At 40.5% G+C, this 22,790-nt stretch carries 28 protein-coding genes and 1 tRNA gene; 12 read left to right on the forward strand and 17 right to left on the reverse strand.

The window, feature by feature from the left end; all coding sequences use genetic code 11:
• Nucleotides 1-2: 2 nt before the first annotated feature.
• Nucleotides 3-908, reverse strand: coding sequence for a molybdopterin-dependent oxidoreductase (locus ACP5L5_RS00850; RefSeq protein WP_428760952.1), 906 nt, complete (start codon nucleotides 906-908; stop codon nucleotides 3-5).
• A 177-nt stretch (nucleotides 909-1,085) separates the two neighbouring features.
• Here ACP5L5_RS00850 and ACP5L5_RS00855 point away from each other — a divergent pair, with 177 nt between their 5' ends.
• The 4 genes from ACP5L5_RS00855 (at nucleotide 1,086) to ACP5L5_RS00870 (ending at nucleotide 3,972) form a co-directional block, all read left to right on the forward strand.
• Nucleotides 1,086-1,568 carry a peroxiredoxin gene (locus tag ACP5L5_RS00855; protein ID WP_428760954.1) on the forward strand — a complete coding sequence of 161 codons (483 nt, stop codon included), beginning with the start codon at nucleotides 1,086-1,088 and terminating at the stop codon, nucleotides 1,566-1,568.
• Nucleotides 1,569-1,669: 101 nt separating this feature from the next.
• Nucleotides 1,670-1,768 (forward strand) — tRNA-Ala (locus tag ACP5L5_RS00860).
• A 61-nt stretch (nucleotides 1,769-1,829) separates the two neighbouring features.
• Complete coding sequence (locus ACP5L5_RS00865) at nucleotides 1,830-2,786, forward strand: threonine ammonia-lyase (protein ID WP_428760956.1); 957 nt, start codon at nucleotides 1,830-1,832, stop codon at nucleotides 2,784-2,786.
• Between the two features lie 4 nt (nucleotides 2,787-2,790).
• Nucleotides 2,791-3,972 (forward strand): fucose isomerase, encoded by a 1,182-nt coding sequence (locus ACP5L5_RS00870; protein WP_428760957.1) that lies wholly within the window; start codon nucleotides 2,791-2,793, stop codon nucleotides 3,970-3,972.
• A 1-nt stretch (nucleotide 3,973) separates the two neighbouring features.
• On the opposite strand, the gene dcd is transcribed toward ACP5L5_RS00870, so the two are convergent.
• The 4 genes from dcd to ACP5L5_RS00890 all read right to left on the reverse strand — a co-directional run bounded on the left by dcd (nucleotide 3,974) and on the right by ACP5L5_RS00890 (nucleotide 7,194).
• Nucleotides 3,974-4,513 (reverse strand): dCTP deaminase, encoded by a 540-nt coding sequence (dcd, locus tag ACP5L5_RS00875; RefSeq protein ID WP_013603683.1) that lies wholly within the window; start codon nucleotides 4,511-4,513, stop codon nucleotides 3,974-3,976.
• A 73-nt stretch (nucleotides 4,514-4,586) separates the two neighbouring features.
• Entirely contained in the window at nucleotides 4,587-6,341 is a 1,755-nt protein-coding gene (gene metG / locus ACP5L5_RS00880) for a methionine--tRNA ligase (RefSeq protein WP_428760959.1), read from the reverse strand.
• A gap of 44 nt (nucleotides 6,342-6,385) precedes the next feature.
• The gene (hsp20, locus tag ACP5L5_RS00885) at nucleotides 6,386-6,928 is read right to left on the reverse strand and encodes an archaeal heat shock protein Hsp20 (protein ID WP_013603681.1); all 543 of its coding nucleotides are present in this window, start codon (nucleotides 6,926-6,928) and stop codon (nucleotides 6,386-6,388) included.
• 35 nt (nucleotides 6,929-6,963) lie between these two features.
• Nucleotides 6,964-7,194: a 30S ribosomal protein S17e gene (locus ACP5L5_RS00890; protein WP_013603680.1), complete on the reverse strand. Its 231-nt coding sequence runs from the start codon at nucleotides 7,192-7,194 to the stop codon at nucleotides 6,964-6,966.
• Nucleotides 7,195-7,289: 95 nt separating this feature from the next.
• On the opposite strand from ACP5L5_RS00890, the gene ACP5L5_RS00895 reads away from it, so the two are divergent.
• The gene (locus ACP5L5_RS00895) at nucleotides 7,290-8,018 is read left to right on the forward strand and encodes a proteasome assembly chaperone family protein (protein WP_428760960.1); all 729 of its coding nucleotides are present in this window, start codon (nucleotides 7,290-7,292) and stop codon (nucleotides 8,016-8,018) included.
• A gap of 138 nt (nucleotides 8,019-8,156) precedes the next feature.
• Here ACP5L5_RS00895 and tgtA read toward each other — a convergent pair whose 3' ends face one another.
• Together tgtA and ACP5L5_RS00905 are read right to left on the reverse strand one after the other, a co-directional pair.
• Nucleotides 8,157-9,785, reverse strand: coding sequence for a tRNA guanosine(15) transglycosylase TgtA (gene tgtA, locus ACP5L5_RS00900; protein ID WP_428761164.1), 1,629 nt, complete (start codon nucleotides 9,783-9,785; stop codon nucleotides 8,157-8,159).
• A gap of 95 nt (nucleotides 9,786-9,880) precedes the next feature.
• Complete coding sequence (locus tag ACP5L5_RS00905) at nucleotides 9,881-10,303, reverse strand: Lsm family RNA-binding protein (protein ID WP_013603677.1); 423 nt, start codon at nucleotides 10,301-10,303, stop codon at nucleotides 9,881-9,883.
• Between the two features lie 57 nt (nucleotides 10,304-10,360).
• Here ACP5L5_RS00905 and ACP5L5_RS00910 point away from each other — a divergent pair, with 57 nt between their 5' ends.
• The 4 genes from ACP5L5_RS00910 (at nucleotide 10,361) to ACP5L5_RS00925 (ending at nucleotide 14,022) form a co-directional block, all read left to right on the forward strand.
• Nucleotides 10,361-10,711: a hypothetical protein gene (locus tag ACP5L5_RS00910; RefSeq protein ID WP_428760962.1), complete on the forward strand. Its 351-nt coding sequence runs from the start codon at nucleotides 10,361-10,363 to the stop codon at nucleotides 10,709-10,711.
• A 108-nt stretch (nucleotides 10,712-10,819) separates the two neighbouring features.
• On the forward strand, nucleotides 10,820-11,647 hold the full coding sequence (locus ACP5L5_RS00915; RefSeq protein ID WP_013603675.1) for a TFIIB-type zinc ribbon-containing protein: 828 nt from the start codon (nucleotides 10,820-10,822) through the stop codon (nucleotides 11,645-11,647).
• 187 nt (nucleotides 11,648-11,834) lie between these two features.
• On the forward strand, nucleotides 11,835-13,268 hold the full coding sequence (locus ACP5L5_RS00920; RefSeq protein WP_428760964.1) for an ATPase, T2SS/T4P/T4SS family: 1,434 nt from the start codon (nucleotides 11,835-11,837) through the stop codon (nucleotides 13,266-13,268).
• A complete protein-coding gene (locus ACP5L5_RS00925; protein ID WP_428760966.1) occupies nucleotides 13,255-14,022 on the forward strand; it encodes a hypothetical protein in 768 nt (255 codons plus the stop codon). Before ACP5L5_RS00920 ends, ACP5L5_RS00925 begins: the two co-directional genes overlap by 14 nt.
• On the opposite strand, the gene thsB is transcribed toward ACP5L5_RS00925, so the two are convergent.
• The 3 genes from thsB to ACP5L5_RS00940 form a co-directional block, all read right to left on the reverse strand.
• Nucleotides 14,011-15,690 (reverse strand): thermosome subunit beta, encoded by a 1,680-nt coding sequence (gene thsB / locus ACP5L5_RS00930; RefSeq protein WP_428760967.1) that lies wholly within the window; start codon nucleotides 15,688-15,690, stop codon nucleotides 14,011-14,013. The two genes, ACP5L5_RS00925 and thsB, sit on opposite strands and share 12 nt — an antisense overlap.
• 65 nt (nucleotides 15,691-15,755) lie before the next feature.
• Entirely contained in the window at nucleotides 15,756-16,787 is a 1,032-nt protein-coding gene (locus tag ACP5L5_RS00935) for a diphthamide synthesis protein (protein ID WP_013603671.1), read from the reverse strand.
• Nucleotides 16,788-16,801: 14 nt separating this feature from the next.
• Entirely contained in the window at nucleotides 16,802-17,260 is a 459-nt protein-coding gene (locus ACP5L5_RS00940; RefSeq protein WP_428760970.1) for an SAM-dependent methyltransferase, read from the reverse strand.
• Nucleotides 17,261-17,333: 73 nt separating this feature from the next.
• On the opposite strand from ACP5L5_RS00940, the gene speD reads away from it, so the two are divergent.
• Nucleotides 17,334-17,726: an adenosylmethionine decarboxylase gene (speD, locus tag ACP5L5_RS00945; RefSeq protein WP_428761165.1), complete on the forward strand. Its 393-nt coding sequence runs from the start codon at nucleotides 17,334-17,336 to the stop codon at nucleotides 17,724-17,726.
• 46 nt (nucleotides 17,727-17,772) lie between these two features.
• Here speD and ACP5L5_RS00950 read toward each other — a convergent pair whose 3' ends face one another.
• The 4 genes from ACP5L5_RS00950 to ACP5L5_RS00965 form a co-directional block, all read right to left on the reverse strand.
• Nucleotides 17,773-18,003: a histone family protein gene (locus tag ACP5L5_RS00950; RefSeq protein WP_013603668.1), complete on the reverse strand. Its 231-nt coding sequence runs from the start codon at nucleotides 18,001-18,003 to the stop codon at nucleotides 17,773-17,775.
• Between the two features lie 70 nt (nucleotides 18,004-18,073).
• On the reverse strand, nucleotides 18,074-18,253 hold the full coding sequence (locus ACP5L5_RS00955; protein WP_013603667.1) for a hypothetical protein: 180 nt from the start codon (nucleotides 18,251-18,253) through the stop codon (nucleotides 18,074-18,076).
• The gene (locus ACP5L5_RS00960) at nucleotides 18,254-19,036 is read right to left on the reverse strand and encodes an ERCC4 domain-containing protein (protein ID WP_428760973.1); all 783 of its coding nucleotides are present in this window, start codon (nucleotides 19,034-19,036) and stop codon (nucleotides 18,254-18,256) included. It abuts the gene before it with no gap.
• A 52-nt stretch (nucleotides 19,037-19,088) separates the two neighbouring features.
• Nucleotides 19,089-19,961 (reverse strand): DMT family transporter, encoded by an 873-nt coding sequence (locus tag ACP5L5_RS00965; RefSeq protein ID WP_428760975.1) that lies wholly within the window; start codon nucleotides 19,959-19,961, stop codon nucleotides 19,089-19,091.
• A gap of 105 nt (nucleotides 19,962-20,066) precedes the next feature.
• Between ACP5L5_RS00965 and ACP5L5_RS00970 the strand changes: the two genes are divergently transcribed.
• Nucleotides 20,067-20,762, forward strand: a complete 696-nt coding sequence (locus ACP5L5_RS00970) for a phosphoribosyltransferase (RefSeq protein WP_013603664.1) — start codon at nucleotides 20,067-20,069, stop codon at nucleotides 20,760-20,762.
• Between the two features lie 49 nt (nucleotides 20,763-20,811).
• A complete protein-coding gene (locus ACP5L5_RS00975; RefSeq protein ID WP_428760976.1) occupies nucleotides 20,812-21,363 on the forward strand; it encodes a hypothetical protein in 552 nt (183 codons plus the stop codon).
• Here ACP5L5_RS00975 and nucS read toward each other — a convergent pair whose 3' ends face one another.
• The 3 genes from nucS to ACP5L5_RS00990 are packed head-to-tail and all read right to left on the reverse strand — an operon-like array spanning nucleotide 21,364 to nucleotide 22,768.
• Nucleotides 21,364-22,119, reverse strand: coding sequence for an endonuclease NucS (nucS, locus tag ACP5L5_RS00980; RefSeq protein WP_428760978.1), 756 nt, complete (start codon nucleotides 22,117-22,119; stop codon nucleotides 21,364-21,366). It abuts the gene before it with no gap.
• Between the two features lie 47 nt (nucleotides 22,120-22,166).
• Nucleotides 22,167-22,541, reverse strand: a complete 375-nt coding sequence (locus ACP5L5_RS00985) for a hypothetical protein (RefSeq protein WP_428760980.1) — start codon at nucleotides 22,539-22,541, stop codon at nucleotides 22,167-22,169.
• Nucleotides 22,538-22,768 carry a hypothetical protein gene (locus ACP5L5_RS00990; RefSeq protein WP_013603660.1) on the reverse strand — a complete coding sequence of 77 codons (231 nt, stop codon included), beginning with the start codon at nucleotides 22,766-22,768 and terminating at the stop codon, nucleotides 22,538-22,540. The genes ACP5L5_RS00985 and ACP5L5_RS00990 overlap by 4 nt, the downstream gene beginning before the upstream one ends.
• Nucleotides 22,769-22,790 lie beyond the last annotated feature (22 nt).

The following is a 22,790-nucleotide window of genomic DNA, read 5'->3' on the forward strand; positions in this document are numbered from 1 at the left end:
TGTTAATCACCGTTCTTCCTAGCAACGTCTGGGTAACCCCTCGACTCCCAATAGCCCAGGTAATTCTCGTTAGTCACCGTAATCTTAACCAACCACTTAACGTATTTATAGCCCCACCACCTAGGCACGACTAACCTAACGGGGTAACCGTGAGTCGCCAGTAATGGTTGTCCATCAGCCATAAACGCGATTAACGTGTCATTCTCCATCGCCTTCCACAACGGTAAATCACTTGTGTACCCATCAGCACCATAGAGTATTACCTTAGTCGCACCCGATTGAACACCCGCGGCATTTAACACGTACTTCAGGGGTACTCCGATCCACTTAACCATCGCCTTTAGGAAGTATGGGTCTGAGACACATTGTAGTGTGTCTATGATCGTCGTGGTCGGCATACTCGTCAGTTCAGAGTATGTTAGGTTTAATGGATTATTCACGAGCCCATCAACCACCAGCATGTAATTGCCGATATTTACCTGGGGTGTAGGCCCTATTTGCACGATATACCAATCGTCCAGTGGTGTTAAACTTACGTTAGTAACATTACTAGTGCTACCCGTGTTATTTGTGGCATTGCTTACCGCAACCGCATCGACGTTTACCTGCTGCGTCTTGTTTGTGGGGAAGGTCTTAATGGCCGATATATGCGATGCGGTTGGTACGGTTATGTTGACCGTGGACCCATTAGTGATTAATTGATTTGCCCTGGACTCATTAATTACGGAAGAAATTGCGGAATTATTGGCGGTAGTGCTTTCAATGCCCTGACCATTATTGGTTATTGCATTGGGTATCATACTTGCGAGCATTGCGGCAGCACCGGCGGTTAGTAACATGGTTAGGAACCTCCTCCTACTACTAATGCCCATATTCCTTGACCTCCCGCCCTCAGTGTTACTTGGCATCGGTGAGTATGTAATCGGACCGTTAAATAATGCTTATTCATAATCCCTTACAAACTTATTACTAATCTCCGTACCCTAATTTATTCATAATTTTGTAACAACTCCAATGGCTATTACTAATTTATGAATTATAGCCCTAGTTATTTAAGGTTGAGACGCCATGGTTACTCGACCATCATGGTTGAGGTTGGGGAAAGAGCCCCGGACTTTGAGCTCTTAGACACGGAGTTGAAACCAAGGAGGTTGTCCGAATTCCTCGGTAAGAGGTTCGTAGTCATACTAACCTTCCCAGCGGCCTTCTCGCCAGTATGTACAAAGGAGTTGTGCACCTTCAGGGATAGGATGGCATTGCTAAATAAGGCCAATGCCGAGGTCATAGCAATAAGTGTGGACACGCCATTTACACTCAAGGCGTTTAAAGAGGCAAATAGGCTGAACTTCACAATGTTGAGCGACTTTAATAAGGAGGTAATTACGAAGTACGGGGTCGTCCACGAGAGCCTACTCGGACTTAAGGGCGTGGCTAAGAGAGCGGTCTTCATACTCGATCCAAAGGGCTTAATAGTCTATAAGTGGGTCAGTGACAACCCAGGCATTGAGCCACCTTATGAGGAGGTAATACGTATAGTTGATGAACTAAGCAGGAAGTACTCCCCGTAATGTAAGGCACGCGTAGATTAATAACCTGCTCAAAAATAAGAAGTCATTACTGCGTCAGTCCGGCTAAAAGCTTAAATTTCTTAGTTCTCGACTTTCTCCTTGGGCCGGTAGTCTAGCCTGGAAGGATGCCCGCCTCGCACGCGGGAGATCCCGGTCGCGGATTAACCGCGGGGAAAGTTCAAATCCCGGCCGGTCCACCAAAAACAATATGCAATTCCTTGAGTTACAAAGCTTATTTAGGCGCAGTGTTAAGTGCGTTTGATGTTCTCATTATCAGACACCTACAGGGCTAGGCAGGTAATTAGTAAGTACCTTTTAAGAACGCCACTTATTTATTCACGTCAATTGTCCAGATTACTTGGCTTTGATGTTTATCTAAAGCTTGAGAATCTCCAACTAACGAGGGCATTTAAGGTCAGGGGTGGTATGTATTTTGCCATGGTTAAGAAGGATGAGGCCCAGAGGAAGGGGTTAATTGCGGCATCTACGGGTAACCATGCGCAATCCGTTGCCTACGCTGGTAAGTTAATTGGCGCTAGGGTTGTGATTGTAATGCCTGAGGGTGTTTCCAGGATTAAGGTGGAGGCGTTGAGGGATTTGGGCGCTGAAATTATATTCTATGGTAAGGTATTTGATGAGGCCCTGGACTATGCAATGAACCTGGCAAACAAGGAGGGCTTATTATTCGTGCATAGCACTAACGAACCACTGCTCTATCCAGGAGTTGGTACTATGCATTTAGAGGTTATTGAGGACTTGCCCGATGTTGATGTGGTGATCAATCCAATAGGTGGTGGTTCGGGAGCTTCCAGCGCGGTTATTGTTTATAAATCCGTTAATCAATCAATTAAGGTCATCGGTGTCCAAACCGAGGGTGCGCCAAGCGTTTACTTATCACTTAAGGAGGGTAGATTAATCTCTACGGGATATGCAAGGACCATCGCCGAGGGCCTGGCTACGGCTAGAGCTTATGAGCTGCCCTTCAGTATATTGAGGGGTAGGATTGATGATATTGTTCTCGTTAGTGATGATGAGATACTTAGAGCCATTAAGGAATTAGCCATTAATACCGGGCAGGTTGCTGAGCCTGCAGGCGCCGCTGCCCTAGCCGCGGCCATAAAGTTAAGAAGCCAGTTGATGGGTAAGAAGGTCGTTGTAATGGTTACTGGCGGCAATATTGACCCAGAACTGTTTATGAAGGCCCTTGAGAATTACTAGGTGTATGAGGAGGATCATTGTCCTGGGCTTTGTCTCACCACTGCATAAGGATAGACTACCCGCTATTGAGGGTATTGATAGGGTCATATCAAGTACTGATGAATTAAGGGGATTGAGCATTAATGATGCATTCGTCGTTGCCTTAATACTGTCAGGTGGTGTTAGTCGCCTCGTTAGGGAGTTCGCCGAGGATTATGGCCTACGCAGGTTACTGCTTGTTTCTCACCCAGGTCTTAATAGCCTCGCCTCAGCCCTTGACACAAGAGCTCTACTTAGTGAGGTTGGGATTGACTCAGGGGTACTTCACCTCGAAGACTTGGGCCATATTGACCATGCGCTTAGGATTGCCAGGGCCATAGCCTCCATACTCGGTATTAGGGTTGCTCTGCTTGGTGTTGGGGTTAAGGATAGTGTGGCCAGGACCTTTGAGGATAGGTTTGAGGCTAGGGTTGATGCCATACCCATGGAGAGTCTTGAGGAGATAATTAATAATGCCGATGAGAGAGTAGCCACCGAGTTCATGAATTACATCAGGGGTAGGGTTAAGTTTGAGGTTAGTGATGATAGGCTTAGGGATGTTGGTAGGATCTACGCTGCCATGCGTGGTCTTTATGGTAAGTACGATGCCCTCACAATTAATTGCTTCCCATACCTAATTAAGCACAAGGTCACACCATGTTTGGCATTGGCTAGGCTTAATGAGGAGGGGTTGATAGTGGCGTGCGAGGCTGACCTAAGGGCTTTGTTCTCCATGGTTATTGCCAGGGAGTTAACAGGCTATAGCGGTTGGATCGCAAATACGAATCACATTGAAGGCAGTAAGGTCACAATGGCTCATTGTACCATAGCCCTTAGCATGATCAGCGATGCTAGAGTAGTTACGCATTTTGAGTCAGGGTTTAGCTATGGCTTAACAGGTAAGTTACTATTCAATGAGGTGACTGGGGTTTCGGTCTCAAGTGATTTTAGGAGGATGAGTATATTCAATGCAAAGGTCGTTGAGTCAGGGTTATTGAGTAATAGTATGTGTAGAACGCAGGCGATACTTGACCTTGGGGTTAACTCCTCGGTAGTCCTTAGGTTAGCGCCATACAATCATCACGTCATAATACCAGACAATGTAATCAAGGAATTAGAGACAATAGCTGGCGTCCTTGGTATGGAAGTCGTTAAGTACACACAGTAAACTAGCACTCACCCTTCATGCCCTTTGGCGGTGTGACCCCTCTCTGGCCTAGGTACCTGCCCAGGTACTTCGCCTCGCCAATTGCCTTTACGAGGACTACGTGTAGGAACCTCATACCTGGCCTAAGGACCATGTAGTTACCGCTGTTGTTTATGACTTCTATTGTTACGTTGCCCTCGAAGCCTGTGTCAATTATTGTTGGCGGCACACTTAGGCCGTATCTGGCCAGAGTTGAGCGCAGGTTGCAGAAGCCTACTATGTCCTTTGAGAATTTCACGTATTCCATTGTGGTTAATAGCGCGAAGCTTCTTGGTGGTATTACGATTCTACCATCCTTAGCCTCAACAATGCTGAATAAGTGCCTTGCGCTCTCTAGCTCACATGGGTCTATTACCTGCCCGTCGAAGGCATATATTGCGTACTCAGTGCCGACCCTTAGGTCAAGTCCATTCTCCCTAACAACGTCCTCACTGAAGGGCTCGATTGATAGAACTCCGCCCTTAACAAGCTTTAGTATTTCATCCCTCGCTAGTACGGCCATCAATTACTAACGAACTTCGCAATTTATTTTTATTACCATGAAACACCACAGGTATTCCTCACGTATTATTTCATCATTGACCAGGTAAATACACTTGTTGCCATGGATACTTATTCTTATCCTTAGTGTTCCTTATATCGTCTAGTTTTTTCATCATTTCCTTAAACTCTTCATGACTAATCTTCTTGAACAATGGTCTCACATTACTAACTCTAATCCCTGATTTGGGTGGCTCATAGGCATCCTTCCAGTTTAATTTGCTGAAGCCAGCCATAGTCCATAGACTCTCCATGGACTTCGGCATAATGGGCCATAAGTCAATGGATAATATCTTAACTATATGTAGGGCATTGAGTATAACGGCACCAGCCTCATCCTTATTGCCCTTTATTAATTCCCAGGGCTGTCTTTCATTTAAATACCTGTTACCAACCCTGGCTATTTCTATGGCCTCCAATAAGGCGTCCCTGAGTTCAATCTTCTCATAATACCCCTCAGAATTCTTAAAATGATCCAAAGCTTCATCCCTATATTTAATGTCTATATCTCTTAATGATCCACTAGGTATTTCTCCATTAAACCTAGTGCTAATGAATGTTAAGACTCTATGTATGAAGTTGCCGATTATATCATTTAATATTGAGTTTATAACATCAAGGGTCTGATGCCAGGCAAAGCTTGTATCCTTACTCTCGGGTCTTTGGTATATTAATACGAACCTCCAGTAATCAACAGGCATTAGGGCAAGCGCCTCGTCTATCCAAATACCAATCCTCTGACTCTTGGAGAATTTCTTACCCTCAAATAATAGGTACTCGGTTGATGCCGTGGTGTAGGGCATTACATATGGGTCACCGGATGCTATGAGCATTGCGGGTAGTAGTATTACGTGAAATGGTATGTTGTCCTTACCCACAAAGAACACAACCCGCGTGTTTGGGTCGAACCAGTACCTCTTCCATTCATCCTCATTGCCCCTGTTCCTGAAATACTCGATCGTCGCCGATATGTAGCCGAGCACCGCCTCAAACCACACGTATATCGTCTTATTATCGGCACCAGGGAATGGAGCCTCAATACCCCACTTATTATCCCTTGTTATGGCTCTTGGTTTTAATCCCTCCTTCAACATACCAAGACTCATTTGCTTAGCGTTCTCTGGTAATGCAGTATTCTCCTCAACATACTTCTTAACTCTATCCTCAAGTCTCGTTAAGTCTAGATACCAATGTGCCGTCCTAACCCAAATAGGTTTAGAACCACATATGGCGCATCTCGGGTTTATTAGAAGCTTCGGTTCAAGTAATCTACCGCAATTCTCGCACTGATCACCACGTGCCTTATCATAACCACAGTAAGGGCATGTACCTATTATGAACCTGTCGGGAAGGTAGATCTTATCCTTCGGGCAGTAGGGTACTTCATCCTCCTTAGTAAATATGTAATTATTATTATAAAGCTTCATAAAGAACTCCCTAACAAATTCCTTATGCACCGGTGACTCGGTCCTTGTATAATTATCGAAACCAATCTCCCAGAACTCGAATAATTTCTTTATTATTTCATGCATTCTATCCGTTAGTTCTCTAGGCCTTATGCCCAATTGCAGCGCCTCAACCTCTATTGGTGTACCATGCTCATCAGAGCCCGATACAAAAACGACGTCATCACCCTTAAGCCTTAGGTACCTTACAAAAACATCTGCTGATAATACAGAACCAATTAAATTACCTAAATGAGGCACTGCGTATATATACGGCCATGCAGACCCTATAACCCACCTTCTCCTAGCATTTCCAGGTTGGTCACTCTCATCACCAAAGGGCACAACGAAGTTCAGAAATTTAAGTTTTAAGGATTTACTAAGAGAAATTACTCAACCTTAATCTCAAATCCTTTTCGGCCCGTGCTCTTCTTTTTCAACTCCACGGTTAATACACCATTCCTATACGTGGCCTTTGACTGGCTTGGGTCAACCTCAGTCGGTAAGTCAACCTCCTTATAATACTTTCTATCACTATCCCTGGCACTAATGATCAATTTTCTACCATCTTCACTAATCTTAATACTAATCTTATCCTTATCAACACCCGGCATGTCCATTATAACCTTAACAGAGTCCTCCTCCTCAATGACGTCGGTCAATGGTTCGATGTCCTCCTCAATAATTGGTCTCTCGCCCTTGGGTCTCACATTACCAAACTCCTTAATCCTTGGTTTACCATCAGGACCTATTGATATTTCAAAACCGTAATAGTAATACTTAGGTCTTGCCCTACTGCTACGTTTCTCTTCTTCCTCTGGCGTAACTCCTCTCATCATTCTATCCATTTCCTCCTCCATTTCTCGCTCAAGCTCCTCAAAATACTTTTGAATTCTCTTAAACCAATTATCAATATCTTCAAACCATGACATAACCATTGATTAATTTTAATGGGCCTTATAAACCTTTACTGTTCCTCTAATTCGATTTCGGGCTTCTCCTCAGCGCCAGCCTTCATTCTCTTCATTACCCTTGTTATTTCACCAGCCACCTTATTACGAACAGATTTACTCGGTATATCTGCCAACTCAGCAACCACCTTCTTATTGCTTTCAAAATCATCACTAAACCTGCCTGGGTAAACCTCAAGCAATCTCCTAGCAAGGCTCTTTATGTATCTTGGCCTTACTCGTCCCATTGACTAATCGTAATACTACCCCCTTTAAAGTCTGACCTTATGATAAAATACGCAGAGCTAATGCTTTTAATAACTGCTTAGATAGTGCTATTGCCGTGAGCAATGTAAAAATTAATATTATGGAACCGGTGTTAAGGCCTGCGTATTTTTTAACGGGATTCGCTGGCCTTGGTATGGTTGGTTACTTAGTTGTACAGCACCTTTCTAATGCATTGAATTGCCGTAGGATCGGGTTCATAAAGATGCCCAGGGAACCACCGTTAAGCGCCTACATCATTAGTGCAAACATGCTCTCTACACCCGGAGAGATTTATTATTGCCCGGAAACCGAGTTCACGATATCTATTATTCATTGGGATGGTGATTTCATGACGAAGTATGCCCATGACGTCGTTGGGGCTATTGCCCGTTGGGTTTACGTTAATGGATTTAAGGAGGCCATACTCTTTGGAGGACTTGACAATAGATTAAGGGGTGAAGACCTGGATCAATTGAGAATTGCCGTAACCACTGAGTATAGAAATAAGCATTCTTTGGGTAGGGTTAAGCTTATGGAATTGAACTACGCAATAGTTGGACCCTTGGCATTACTAATGAATGAATTCGAAAGGTTAAGTATACCTGCCATTTCTATATTACCATATGCTGAGCCGTTCCGTGCCGACCCCAATGCGGCTATAGTTGCTATTCAGTTTCTAAAGGAATTAACAGGCATTGAGGTTGACGTTAGCAAACTAAGGGAGCTGGCTGAAATGATCGATAAGGAGCTTAAGGAATTGCAGGAAAGCATCAAAAGAAGGGAGGGAGCACCATATATTATATAAAGCAATAATTATTGCTGATTTTCGCGATATCTTTATTCTATATCATCATAAGTTCCCTTGGATCTCGAAGTATTAAAATACGAGAATATCAGGGAGAAGATAACGATAATGTTCTGTGAAAAACTATTGATTACCACATTAAATATTTCCTATTTCTCTAATGACCCAGGGTATTAATGCATATAGTTCCTGCCTTGACTTAGCCTCGAGTATTGTTACTTCCTTGAAACCTATGTTCATTAATTCATTAATTATCTTCTCATAATTCTCTTTCATAATTACCATTATATCAGTAAAGCCCCTCCCACGTAATTTAACTAAGTATTTACGTAATAAATGATACGAGAATGATCGTAAATAACCTGGGATTGGTTCAGGATACTCATGCTGCGATAATGGGTATATCTCGCTTATTTCATATGGTATTGGCCCTAGGACCGGGTTATTTATCACCACATGAACCCTACTAAGTAGGTTGTTGGTTGATAATTGGTCTATTAGCCAGTAAACTATTGAATCCCTTATGTATGGTCTATCAAGGAGCTCACCTGGTAATACTAAGACTATGCATCCCTGGGGTGGCTCATAATTATTGAGAAGTCTCTCAACGTGCCTAACAATTTCAGGCCTGTACAGGGATTCCACGGATGTTATGTGCAGTGCCCTCACACGCCCTGACTCATCCGGGATTACCTTTAGCAAAGCCCTTAATCCCTTCCTTAAGGCCAGTAATGCTGACTTAACCCTGGCATCACCGCCGGCTTTTTCCTCGAGATACTCCCAAAGGGTTCCCTCCTTAATCCTAGCCTTAATCTCCTGAATCTCCTCCCAAAGCACGTATAGGTTGTGAATTGCTAACAACCTCTCACGCTCAGCCTTATTCATACTCATCAACTCCTTAACACTGTACTTCCTACACACGGGGCAGTTGCAGGGTATTCTATCAACCTTAATCTCATTAAGTCTCACAGTCCTGTCCCTAAGGATTATCCTATCATCACGAGCATAGAGAACATAACTGGCAGAATCGAAGAAGTCAACGCCCATGGCTACGGCAAAGGGTAGTATTAATGGATGTCCAGCCCCAAAAAGATGAACGGGCTTACCTGGTGGTAACCTAGCCTTTACTGTGGCTATCATCCTCATTATCATTGAGAAATCATACTCCTCAAGCAACGTTGTTGGACTTCCTATGGCATAGATATCAAAACCTAATTCACCAATTTTCTCTGCCGAATAACTAAGTATACCTAGTTTATCACCCCCCTGTACTGGGCCGACAATTAACATCTTATGATCAGGATCCCACATTCTGGCCTTTACAAGCGCTGCCCTAGCCCTCCTTAGGGTCTCCTCAACCTCGAGTAATACAATATTCCTAGGCCTACCCCATTGAGTTGGTATGTCGAGTATTACGCCTATGTCGGTACCTATTTCAATCTCGTATTTAAGAATCTCTTCAGGCGATACGTCAACCTTACCATACATCAATAATTGATAGGCACCTGAATCAGTCATAATTGGTTTATCCCAATTGAGTAATTTATGTATACTAACTTCCTTAACTAAGTCACCATAGTGCCTCTTAAGTAGGTAAGCATTGGTTATTACCTGGTTAAAACCAATATTGCTTATTTCATTTAATGTCACTACCTGTTTTATGGGATTTATAACAGGAAATAATGCAGGAGTCTCAATAATACCTGACCTAGTCCTTAATTTACCAATCCTTCCAGCTAAATCCTTGTCTAATATCTCAAAGGACATCCTTGACAATTACTACAAAACAATGAGTACTTTAAATATACCTTATCTTTCCGTGGTTTTTACATAATTATATAGAATAAATTTCGCCCTTGTGCTTAGGACTTTCGCTTTGACATAAATTCATCAAACAACTCCTTAACACGCTTCGCCAGAGGTCCAGAACCCTCAACACCTGCGGTGGTCACCTTCACATTGCCTACCTGAACTATGTTGGCCTCTTCAACATACTTAACCATGCCAGGGAAGTACTTATCAATGTACTTAGCGAATTCCCTGAGATCCACGAATTCCTGAACAAGCACTATATCGACAATAGCATGACTCATTACTAAGACTCGGGAGAACCTCTCGTTCTTGTTGTTAACGGCATCCACGAGCATTATGTTTAATGAACTGTCTATACCCACGAGCATTCCTTGATACGTAGTGCCCGTGCTTGTGGTTATCCTGACCTCCTTATTAACCATGTTAAGCAATTCTGCATTAAACCTCCTGGCTGCGTCAGCAAGTAATGACATAATCAATCGGGATTACATAAGATAAGCTTTTTTAGTATTTTTCCTTACCGTACACCAATGCAATTAAGTGGTGATTTCAAGGTTGTCAATGTTAAGGAAACGGATTATAAGGGCGTAGTTAGGCTTGAAATGGAGGGTAGCTCGGGTATATCCCTGGCTCTTGAGTACCCGAAGAATGCTGTTGGTGTTGATATTAAACAGGGAGATAATGTTAGGATTAATATAAGTAATGAAAAGGATCCGAACTATACGTTGAATTGGGACGTCTACATGAATGGTATTGTTTACTATGTTGGTGAAAATATAGTAAAAATATCGATAGGAGGCTTAATAATGGACATTAATAATTTTAAAAACAATGTTAAGGTTGGCGAGAAGGTCTATATTGGTTTAAGGGTGATAAAGTAAATTAAAACTTTCAGTAAACTCACACACTCCACTGGAGTCTAGTAACCCTGAGCTATATACCATATAAACACTGGACTTATTAATAACGAAAAAGAAGCCTTATATACCATGAAATGTCCTTATTGTGGAAGTTCAAGAATAATTGAGAGAGATGGAGAATACATATGCATAGACTGTGGTACTGTTCTTGGTTCTGTATACGTTTACGATACGTATATGCAATCATCACCATTACTAGATGGCGAGGAAATAGACTTAACACCAATATGGAAATCAGTAGAGAAAAACGTTAGAAAGAGAGATGAAACAAGGTTAGGTGTCTATAGAAGATTGAAGGTAATAAATGACATTTTCAGGACAAGGCGTGAGAGTTACTCGATTTATAGAGCTTATGATTGTATATTATTCATAGCGAGGGCTTTTGGTATTAGCAATGAATACGTCGAGGAGGCTAAGCACGTATTTAGAAAGATATTGAATAAAGAGGGCTCGTCATCGACAACCTATTACCAAGCAGCAGTCGCTGCTGTTTTATACGTAGTACTTTCACATAATTTACCAATAAGTACTAAACAGGTTATAAACCTATGTAGATTAAGAGGGCATAAGCTCACCTTTGAATCAATAAGGGATTCCCTGATCAACATTAAGGTTAGGTATAATTTAAGAGATAGGGTCTTATCGCATATTAAATCAGGACTAACTAGATTATTTAATGACTCATGGGTTACCATATACCCTGAAGCCGAGAAGTACCTCGACTCATTAAGAAAGTCCGTAATACAATCAAGAAGTCCCCCAATCCTCGCAGCAGCCATTATATACTGCGTAAGCAAGAGACTTGGTTATAAGTTAAGGGTGGAGGACATAGCTAAGGCCGTTCAAGTAAGTCCGTATACTCTGAGAGATTATGCACGTAAACTATGCCGTAATTAAACCAAGATGAGTATGAAATCCCCTTTTATACCTCGATGAGATAATTTGTCGGTTCAATATGCCCCCATTAAGTTCCCATAACAATAAAGAATCTCCATTAACTAAGTTAATAATTGCTCATCAAATCCTGAACTGCATTAAATGTTCATCACTCAATAGTTGCACCTTCATAAAGGATCTTTCAAATATGGCCATAGAAAATAAAATCGATCCAGACGCTATTGAAACACTAAGTACCTGTGAATCAGTGGATATAAAGCAGCTTCTCGATATTGTACGTAAATCAAATCATCGTGACTTCATTAACAGGCTTCTTAATTTATTGATTAAAAATCGTGATAGGTCTTCCATAAGAATAGAATCATTTAAAGAAGGCTCCATAATAGTCATGGATGGTCTCTCATTGGTAATCGATAATAATCAATCAATGAATGGTATATTCACAATATCATCGTCTGAATTTATAATTAAGGACGGTAATTGCCTATTTGAGCTTCATAAAATTAATAATGAATATTTGAGCTATTTAATTGATTTAACAAGAAGGATTGTTCCTGGTAATGATTATTCATTATCCTCATTATTATCATCCAGAGAAAAATTCCTGTCAATGTTTATTAATGATGAGTTACTTAGGGCAGCATTATTACTTGCTAGCTTTGGTTTAGGCGATTTAGCACCCATAATTCTAAATCGGGATATTGAGGATATTTTCATAACTCAGGATTCCATGTACATTAATCATAGTAAGTATGGTACTTGTAGGGTTATAAATATTGATACGCAGGCTATTGTAAGGCAATTTCTTAAGATGGCCAATATCAGTGGTGTTAAGGTTTCCGTAGATAATCCCAGTGGGAAATTTTCAATTACACTTGGGAATAAAAAGCTCAGGATATCCGTAGATAGATGGCCTCTGGTCGAGGGTATATCCGTACATGTAAGACTTCATAAGAAACCATTTACAATTAATGAATTAATTAATGAAGGTTCAATAAACATTATAGAAGCTGGAAAATTAACTATAGCGCTACGCAATGGCTATAGTGTTTTAATAATGGGTCCTCCATCAAGCGGTAAAACTACGCTATTAAATGCACTGGATATGGTGCTACCCCTGAACGTAAGGAGAATATACATTGATGAGACCGACGAATCCCTGGAATTACCAACACCCAGCGTTAAGGTTAAGTCAATAATCGGTAAGACCGAGGAAGTCCTAAAATCATTGCATAGAGGGTATGGTATATTAATAATTGGCGAGTTAAGGGAGAGGGAGCACTTTGAGGCATTGATTCATGGAATTAATGCAGGACTCCAGGTATTAGCCACAACACATGCAGATAGTATTGAATCTTTAACAAATAGGCTAAGAGTATTTTCGTTAATCGATCTCATAGATTTGAACAAGTTCGTGCTAATAATCATGGAGAAGATAGGTACAATGCGTAGAGTTAAAGCCGTTACTTTCCCTCCATCCTTTGATCCTGATAAGCAAGAAATTAATGCCATTATTAATGGGATTATGAAACTTAATCATGATATTGATAATTACGTTAATTATTCCATTCAATTAAACAATACCCTAAACAACATCGGTGATTATAATGAGTCTCAATGAATACTTACTAGGTAATGTTAAGGCTAAGGCACAGGAAACAATTGACTCGTTAGAAAAGTCACTAACTATAATGGTTGGAATAGTATCAGTAGGCCCAATTGCATTATTCGTATTCTCAACTCTCGTAAATCCCTACCTGTCATTAATCATACCAATCTTCGTAACAACCACAGTAATTATTGTCAGAAGAATTTTCCTTCGATTTAAGAATAGACTTAATAGTGAATTATTAAATACAATGAATGCTCGAGAGGGTTTTATAGATGAGATCCTGAATAGTAATGGGTCATTAATCATGAACGTTCTTGGGATTGATGATTCCCGTAAATGGTTTTACCTATTAAGAGCCTTATATGACGAGCATAATGATATACTTGATTCATTATTATCCGAGGAATTACAGGGCGACTTATCAAAGAATGAAATTAGCCTTGCTAGGTACATACTTGCCATCAGGTACTCAAGTGATAGATTAACAATTAGCGCATTAAGTAGGGGTATAAGGACAATAATGTTCGGTTACTACATACTTTTATTTGCCGTACCTGCAGTGGCGAAATCCCTTCAATTCCTCGGTATTCACTGGAACGCATTGTTTGTCGTTTCGATACAAATAATAATATCAATAACACTACTTATTTTCGCAAGAATAATTAATAAGGAATTTAATGTTGGTGTTGATACACGAGTACTTTTTACGGTGATTATTTTAAGCATTTTAATGAGCCTGGGCTTTTTAATATTATTCAAATGAGGGGCTTGATGAGCCCTCGCCAACTCCTTCCTCCTTCTGCTCCTTCTTTCCTCCCTCCATCTTGCTTGCAGCAATTATTTCATCAATTCTTAGGACCATTGTTGTAGCTTCAACTGCAGCCTTAAGCGCCTGCAACTTAACAGTTAATGGTTCTATAACATCGAGAGCCCACATGTCTACAACCTTTCCTGAAAATGCATTAATACCGAACTTCCATCCATCCTCCTTACTCTCATGTATGTGCCTAAGCTCAGTCAAAACATCAACTGCATCAAGGCCGGCATTCTCGGCAAGTGTCTTTGGTATTACCTCAACGGCATTTGCAAAGGCCTCCACTGCGTACTGCTCCCTACCGCCAACCTTGGCCGCGAACTGCCTAACAACCTTAGCAACCTCCATCTCAGGCGCTCCACCGCCGGGTAATACGTATGGCTCCTCAATAACATCAGAAACCACACTAAGCGCATCTGTGAGGTTCCTCTCAGCCTCATCAACAAGCCTCTCAAATCCACCCCTAATCAGTATACTAACGGCCTTCGGATTCTTGCACTGCTCAACGAACACCATCTTCTCATCTCCAACTCTTCTCTCCTCGATGAGACCTGCAAAGCCTAGGTCTGCCTCGGTCATATCCTCAATATTAGTCACTAATCTACCGCCAGTTGCCCTAACGAGCTTCTCGATATCGCTTCTCTTAACCCTCCTAACTGCTAGAATACCTGCCTTAGCAAGGTAGTACTGGGCCATGTCGTCAATACCCTTCGTTGTGAAGACAGCATTTACTCCAAGGGCCTTAAACTTGTCAACATAGGACTTCAGAATGTTCTCCTCCTCCTCGAGGAACGCCCTTATTTGATTAGGGTCATTGATCCTAATCTCAGCATCGATCTCAGGCTTCTCAACCTCAAGTGGTGCATCTAGTAGGGCGATCTTGGCATTAACAATCCTCTTGGGCATGGCTGCATGAACAACCTCCTTATCAACCACTATACCATACACTAACTGTGTATCTTCAAGAGCGCCTCCATACTTCTTAACAATTTGGACATTATCTAAGTCCGCAATCCACTTTCCATTTCTCTCCTCAGCAACCTGTAGCATAGCCTTAACGGCTAACTCTGCGAAGTAGTCCTTGACGGTCTCGCTTATCTTTCCATGCATTGATGTAGCCGCTACCTTCTTAAGCATTGATATATCATCTCTCTTCACAGGTACTGCAATCTTCCTTAGGTGCTCCGTAGCTACATCAAGTGCCTTCTTAAATCCTGAAACCACAACAGTCGGGTGTATGTTCTTATCCAGCAATTTCTCTGCTTCCTCAAGTAATGCCCCCGCCAGTATTACTGCTGTTGTCGTTCCATCACCAACCTCATCATCCTGGGTCTTAGCAATCTCAACTAGCAACTTACCAATTGGGTGCTGAACATCCATTTCATTAAGTATTGTTGCTCCATCATTCGTAATTGTTATGTCACCAAGACTATCAATGAGCATTTTATCCATACCCTTAGGGCCAAGTGTTGACTTCATTACCTCGGCTACGGCCTTGGCGACCATTATATTTATCCTCATTGCCTCCTTGCCAAAGGCTCTCTGCGTGCCCTCCTTTAATACGAGAACTGGTACTCCACCGATCTGTGCCAGATATGCCTGTGTACCGCTACTCATCGGCGAGTCCGTAAAGCACTTCTATAAAAACCTTTCTTTTTTACGGATGATAAACAATATACGTATCACCACACTAATAAATTATTTAAGTCGAGAACATTCAATTTAAGGATATCGCCAGCATTAACGACAGGTTTTATGAACCTATCTAAATCATCAATACCAATTCTTGGACATGCAGTATTTATTACAGCATCCACAGGTAGGTTATTAATGTAATCAGGTGAAACCTCATTCAAATCAATAATAACATAACCCTTACCTAACTTTTTCAGCCTGTTAATTAATGGTTCAATTAAATCCAATCTATACTGGCCCGGCTTTCTCGATATTACAATACCCACAAACTTTGCATTATTAAATTCGTGAATTGCCTTAACCTTCATGGTTAAGTATTTACGATATATGTAATCAACATCTTCAATAATTCCTCTGAAAATATCGATTGAGTAGACGGTTGTTTGAGGTTTTAATAACTTGAACGTTAATGGATAAAAGTAACCTGAGCCTATGAATAGGATTGTGTTTGGTATTGGAAATTGAACAAAACAGCCAGTTATAGGGCCCGGGGCAATCCGTGCATTAAGTGTCTTCGCAATACTATATGCATATAATTTATATGGTAGTGCATAGGTTATGAGGGCATTAGGATTCGACTTAATAATATTATTTACTGGTTCCCTAAGTTTATCCAATAAATCAGGCTTAGGTTCATAGTAAATCGCTGAGAATAATACAGTGGGTCCATTCTTAATTCTAATAATTACCGCATCATTAAGTTCCTGTCTTTCTAACCTATAGTTATTATTTATAATACGAAAAATATTAGGAGGTAGAGCATGTCCTAAGTGAATTATGTACTGATAATCATTTGAAACCGAGAAATCACAGGTACCCCAAACATTTTGACCGCTTAAATATGCCCTGAAACCTTTGTTACTTAAATATCGTACTACCTCTAATCCAACATTTTTAAATCCAAGAGGTGTTTCAATAAGAATCTTAGCATTTCTATTCTCATTTATCACTTCCTCTATACTTTTAAGTGGCAATAAGTATGTGTCTAATATCTCCGTCAATTCGCCATTATAACTCATTAACTTCATTTTCCCTAGATAATATATAAATAAATTCTGTGCGTTCTAAATGGTCCGTTAATGATCATGGAATTTATGGGTTGCCAACCAGGTACCTCGAAATCGTGAGAAACCACGCGAGCGCCATGCTTAAGTTCTTTGTTCAGTTTTGATTTCAGTTTCTCATTAATATCACTACCGAGGTATAGTGTCACGACATCAGCTATCGAATAATCAAAATCGAAAAGATCACCCCACACAATGTACGCCCTACCCCTCAATCCTAGTTTCTCAAAGGATTCAATGCATGATCTAACGAGCGCTGGATTAATTTCAATACCAATGCCAATAGCATTAAATATAGTAACAGCTAATGTGATGATACCGCACTCACCAGCACCCGGATCTACAACAATCTCTCCAGGCTTTACATTAGCTAGCTTAAGCATTTCAAAGGCAATATCACGTGGTGTAGGTACGTAGGGCACCGACATGCTTCGTATCCTTTCTTTACCTAAAGAAAGATTTTAAAATGCATGCCTTATGTGGGTTTCGGAGTCCGAAGCCATGTCCATAATGTCCCGATTGGAATATGAAAAAATAAGTAAGGTGGTTGGTAAGCACGTATATGGTAATTTATACGATGTTGATCCAAGTCTTTTAAGTGATGAAAATTTTTTACGATCATTAATAATAAAAGCTGCTGAGATAGCCAATGTACATTTGGTCGAAGTTAGGTCCTGGAGATTTGTAAATGGTGATAAGGAAGGAATAAGTGTCTTGGCGCTAATCGTTGAGAGCCACCTAGCAATACACACATGGCCTATTTATAGGTTCGCAACTGTCGATATATATACATGCGGGGATCAGAGCATGCCAGATAAGGCGTTTAATTATATAGTAGGTGTCCTCAAGCCTAGGAGATACGTTGTTAATTATGCTGATCGGTCAAGTGAATAATTTAGATAATTATTTTAAATAGGTGTAATTCTTTAATTATGCATTATTATGATGTCGGTGCAGGTATACATCTAAGAATTCTAATTGCTGTTTTAACATCATCAGCTGTTACCGTCTTTCTACCAGCATGTCTCGCCAATTCTATACTCTTTGTAGCTATATCAAACGCAATATATTCAAGGATATCTCTCAATGCTTGTATTGCATCTTCACCTACTCTTTCAGCACCTGCCTTATGGAAAATTCTATCTATTGGTGCCAGTGGTAATTCAGGCATTAATGTTGCTCTTTAGGAATTAATATTTAAGGATTTTTCCTCTTTCTACACACAAGAAATTACGTGTGTATTAAAGACCAATATCCTCTAATTTATATGTTAATGTTGAGAATTTTGTCTTGTATAAGTAAAAGATTTTACCGCAATTATTACAACGGCATACAATTATGAAGTTTTCGCTTCCTCTTCTACTCAGGAATTGCACCATTGCCCAATTATTCATGCCGCAGTATGGGCATGTAATTACCATTTATCTATCACCAAGAAAATCCATTATATTATGCTTATTATTAACATTATCTGCATCTTTCTTTTTCCTTTTGTCATCATTTTCTTTCTCATTCACCTCCCTAATTGCCTCATCAATTGAAATAACGACATTATTTATTTCATCACCATACTTTGTAGTTAATACCTTCCTAACGAGGCCCGCTATATTTTCATTAATATTATCAACCTTCCTAGTCCATTGCCCTAGATTATTTAAGGCATCAAGAGGTGTTCCAAATGCTCTCAATAAGGCCTCCGCCCTTTTTGGGCCTATACCGGGTAATGATGATAAAAATTGAATTTGGGCATCCCTTATCGTCTCACCCCTTTTAATTGGTATTGACTTAATGCCCTTGTTACCTATTCTTTCTACAAGTGATTTCATGACATAAGCCGTACCCTCCTCATCAGGTGTATATAGCACTCTAATACCCATATCGATTAATGTACCTAGTGCGCCGAGTACGGAGTGCTTATGAACATTCCTCCTATTTAAGGCTCTCCATAAATCACCCTCAACAATTACATACGCCCTATTAAATGCGTGCAATAACTCCTTACTTTGTTCGAATAATCTACCATCAACTATTGATGAGATAAAGTCCATGGCTTTTTTACGTTCAATACCTACATTATTAGGTAACACATAATCACCAATATCTAATTTACGAGGAATGATATTGCAACTAAGTCTCTTAATCCACTTAATAACTTCTTCTGCTGTCTCGTATTCCCGTGAATCAACTATTATAGTGCAATCCACAGGATTCCCCAATTTTAAGAACTAGGAACTGCTTAATTTACCTAATCCATACTTAAGTTTCCTCTCCATGGGACTCCTCAGAAATAACCATATATATTCCCAATAATGTCACTGAAATACCAACAATAGTTAATGCCTGGGGGACCTGGTGAAATATTAGTAATGCGAGTAATGATGCTCCGATGGGTTCGCCTAATGTCGATGTTGTTACGGTTATGGCCCTCGAATACCTAAGGGAGTAATTTAGTAATGTATGGCCAAGTAGCATAGGACCAAGCACGATCATTGATATATAAAACCAGGTATACGGTGGGTACGGCCAAAACCTTGTACGTAATACTAATCCAACAAACAATGTTGTGAGGGCTGAAATACTGTAAACAGGTACTGTGTATGTTGCTAATGATGCCTTGGTCCTAATGAACCTGCCTATTAGGAAGTACACGGCGCCGGACATGGCTCCGACCAACGCGAGTAAATCACCAACTAATGCCTTTAGGCTTATGTAGAATTCGGGTACCGTGATTAATACAATACCTAGGAAGGCAGTTAATGTGCCAATTATTGACCTTATCCCAACCCTCTCCCCTATTAACTTACCCATTATTAACGTGAATATTGGGTATGTGGAGACCAGCGTTGTGCTTGCCGCCACCGTTGTCAAATATAGGCTCTGAATCCACGTCATGAAGTGCGTGGCCAATGCAATGCCACTAATTACCATTAGAATAAAGTCATTTTTTGATGGTATGTAGGCATTGCTTCTTTTCTCGGTGATTAACAATGGTGATAGTACTGCTGCGGCTATGGCAGTTCTCCAGAAGGCTACGGCTATTGGTTGAGCACCAGATAGTAATATTAGTATTGATGCCCAGGATATTGCTACCACTGCAATTGTGAGTATTACATAGTACTTAAGTACCATAAATTACTTCTAGGTTAATATGGTTCAAAAATTCAAATAAAAATAGTACTATCCCTGAATATGAGCATGAAATTTATAAATCAGTCATGAGTATTACCAAAAAACGTGGTTAGAGTACCGATAAGGCTTGTTAGTTGGGACGAAATAGCCGAGTGGGCTAGGGTATTATCAATGAAGATAAAGGACTCAGGATGGCTACCTGACATTGTAGTTGCAATAGCAAGGGGTGGTTATGCACCGGCAAGACTTATTTGCGATTACCTAGGAATTTCTGACCTAATCAGTGTTCAGGTTGTTCATTGGCCATCTACGGCTCAAGCAGCTGAGAAGGCGTATATTAAGTATCCATTGTCTGTTGACTTAAGTGGTAAGAAGGTTCTCGTAATTGATGATATCGTTGATACTGGGGACTCAATACAATTGGCTAAGGAGCACATAGAACGGAATAGCAGGAATGTGGATGTGAGGACGGCAGCTCTACAATGGATATCGACGGTTGCTAAGTTTAAACCTGATTATTGGGCAATTGAGGTTAAGGATTGGGTTTGGTTTGTTTATCCATGGAATATCACTGAGGATATGACAAACTTCATAAAGAGAATACTAATTGAAGAGTCAAAGAATGGTAAGAGAGAGTGGACCTTGAATGAGATAATTAACAGGATGATTGATTGGTACGGTGATGAAATACTTAAGGTTAAGATTACCTACATAGACTTAGCTCTCAGGAGTCTCGAGAAGCAGAATATAATTACCAGGACTTATAAGGATGGTATTGAGCATATACTACTTAGAGCGTAAAATAGTGAGAGAGTAATCATTTTTAAAGTCTACGAATAATGAGTCATTAATGCTAACACAGGAAGAGAGGATAAGAGCTTCCATAATAGGTAGGTTAGGAAGATTTAGAATATACCTTTATTTAATTCTACTGCTACTTTATTTAGCGGCTTATTTTCTCGGTTATGCCGTAAAACCCAGTCAACAATTTGCGGCGCAGGTTAATCAGGAAATTAACCAGGAACAGTCAGAAATGGAGAAATTATCATCAGTATCTCAGGTGGCTGTTTTCTCCTATAAATTAACTGGCATAATGGTGTCATTAGGTCCATCATTAATACCGTTATTTGGTATATGGAATACGGCAGAGCAGTGGGTATATACGGGAATCGCCACAAATGCTGTTTCTAGTAACGTGGCTATGTCAATAATGGCCGAAACAATACTATTATCACTAATAATAGCAATACCCTCAACCGACGGCTTACTCCTAACACTATTGTTAATTAATTATGGAAGAAACAGGGAATTTAGGGAATTAGCGGTTCTCTCCCTGCGCTGGTATATAATGTCAGTTATACTAGGCGTAGTATTCCTTATATTATTCGCGGCAATGCCGTAATCAAACCAATTCTTTAGGTTCAACACGCCTGAATTCGAGGCCGTATTGCCTTAGGTAATGGTAAGCTGCGGATGAGATAGAAGGTGCGACGAGAATGCCCCTAACATTCTTGCCCTCCTTCTGACTCAGGTGCTCGACATAGCGCTTAAGCTGGTTAACGGCCTCTGGACCGGCCTGGCTTCTCTTGCATTCAATAACCACCAGGTTACCCTTGGAGTCTTTACCCAGTAGGTCTATGTCGCCAACGATTGTGTGATATTCCCTGGCAATTATTTGTAGGCTATCCTCAATAATACTCGGATTACTAATAATGGCATTAACAACATCCTCCTCCCTACCAAACACTCTATAATTCAGCGTAACGCCAAGTCTCACGGCACTAACAAATCTGATTACAGGAATGTCCACAACAACTATTTCCCTAGGACTCTGCCTAACGCTTCTCAGAGTTAATATCCCTAGATTAATTGATGCATATAATGTGGACGGTGGTGGGTTCCATAACCGTGGTCTCTCTTTATTGGATTCATGAACCATAAAAGTTCCATCTGGTTTAGAAATGATGAGCCTGGGCATTAAATCCTCAAGCTGAGATTTAGCCCTGCCCTCGTATGATGCTGTCATATCTCCATAAATAAGTATTACATGCGTGCTCTTCCTGAGGTTTATGAGTCGAAGAGCCTCAGCTGGTGTTGGATCCACTAAGTATTCAAGGTCAGGCGTTGTCTCTCTACCGATGAAATTAGTGATACTCATTACGGCATTATATCCTCATTTAAACATAAGAATTTTCCCTTTACTCGTTACTTCGTATATTCAACATCATCCTCACTTATTAACTCCAACTCAAAGTTTAATCTGTAAAGGATCCTAGCAAGGTCAAGTGTACTGAGCCTTAATGGATTAATAACCATATTAAGCACATTATTTTCAATCCACAAATCAAGAGGTCTAATGATCTTTAAAACCTCATTTAGATTACCTGCCTTAATCAGCCTAAACCTATAGTATCTGGCATATGCTGTACAGCCGTTATCCACTGCCTTATTTATTAAGTCAGTATCATCGTCTGTGGTTATGAGCATGCCGTTATCACTATTATTAACTATGCTCGTACGGTTCTCCTTAATAACGTTATTGAGACAATCCTTCCACTTAATCAGATAAACAAAGTTCATGAATGCATCATCTTTTTCCTAATAAATTCCTTAATTCTATGAATATCATTTTCCTCAATCTCTACGAGACTCAATGCATTAGACAATATATTGTTAAGTTCCTCTTCACTTATTGAATTAATCTCATTAAGTTCTGTCATTATATAATTAATTACGGCCCTAGCGGCTAAGCCTTTTAGGTTATTGCGCATACTTTTCAATTCCTCTAACAATTCAACACCGTTCATTGAAACCGAAGATTTAATGAAA

The sequence above is a fragment of the Vulcanisaeta sp. genome (genome assembly GCF_049966235.1).
Classification (GTDB): domain Archaea; phylum Thermoproteota; class Thermoprotei; order Thermoproteales; family Thermocladiaceae; genus Vulcanisaeta; species Vulcanisaeta moutnovskia.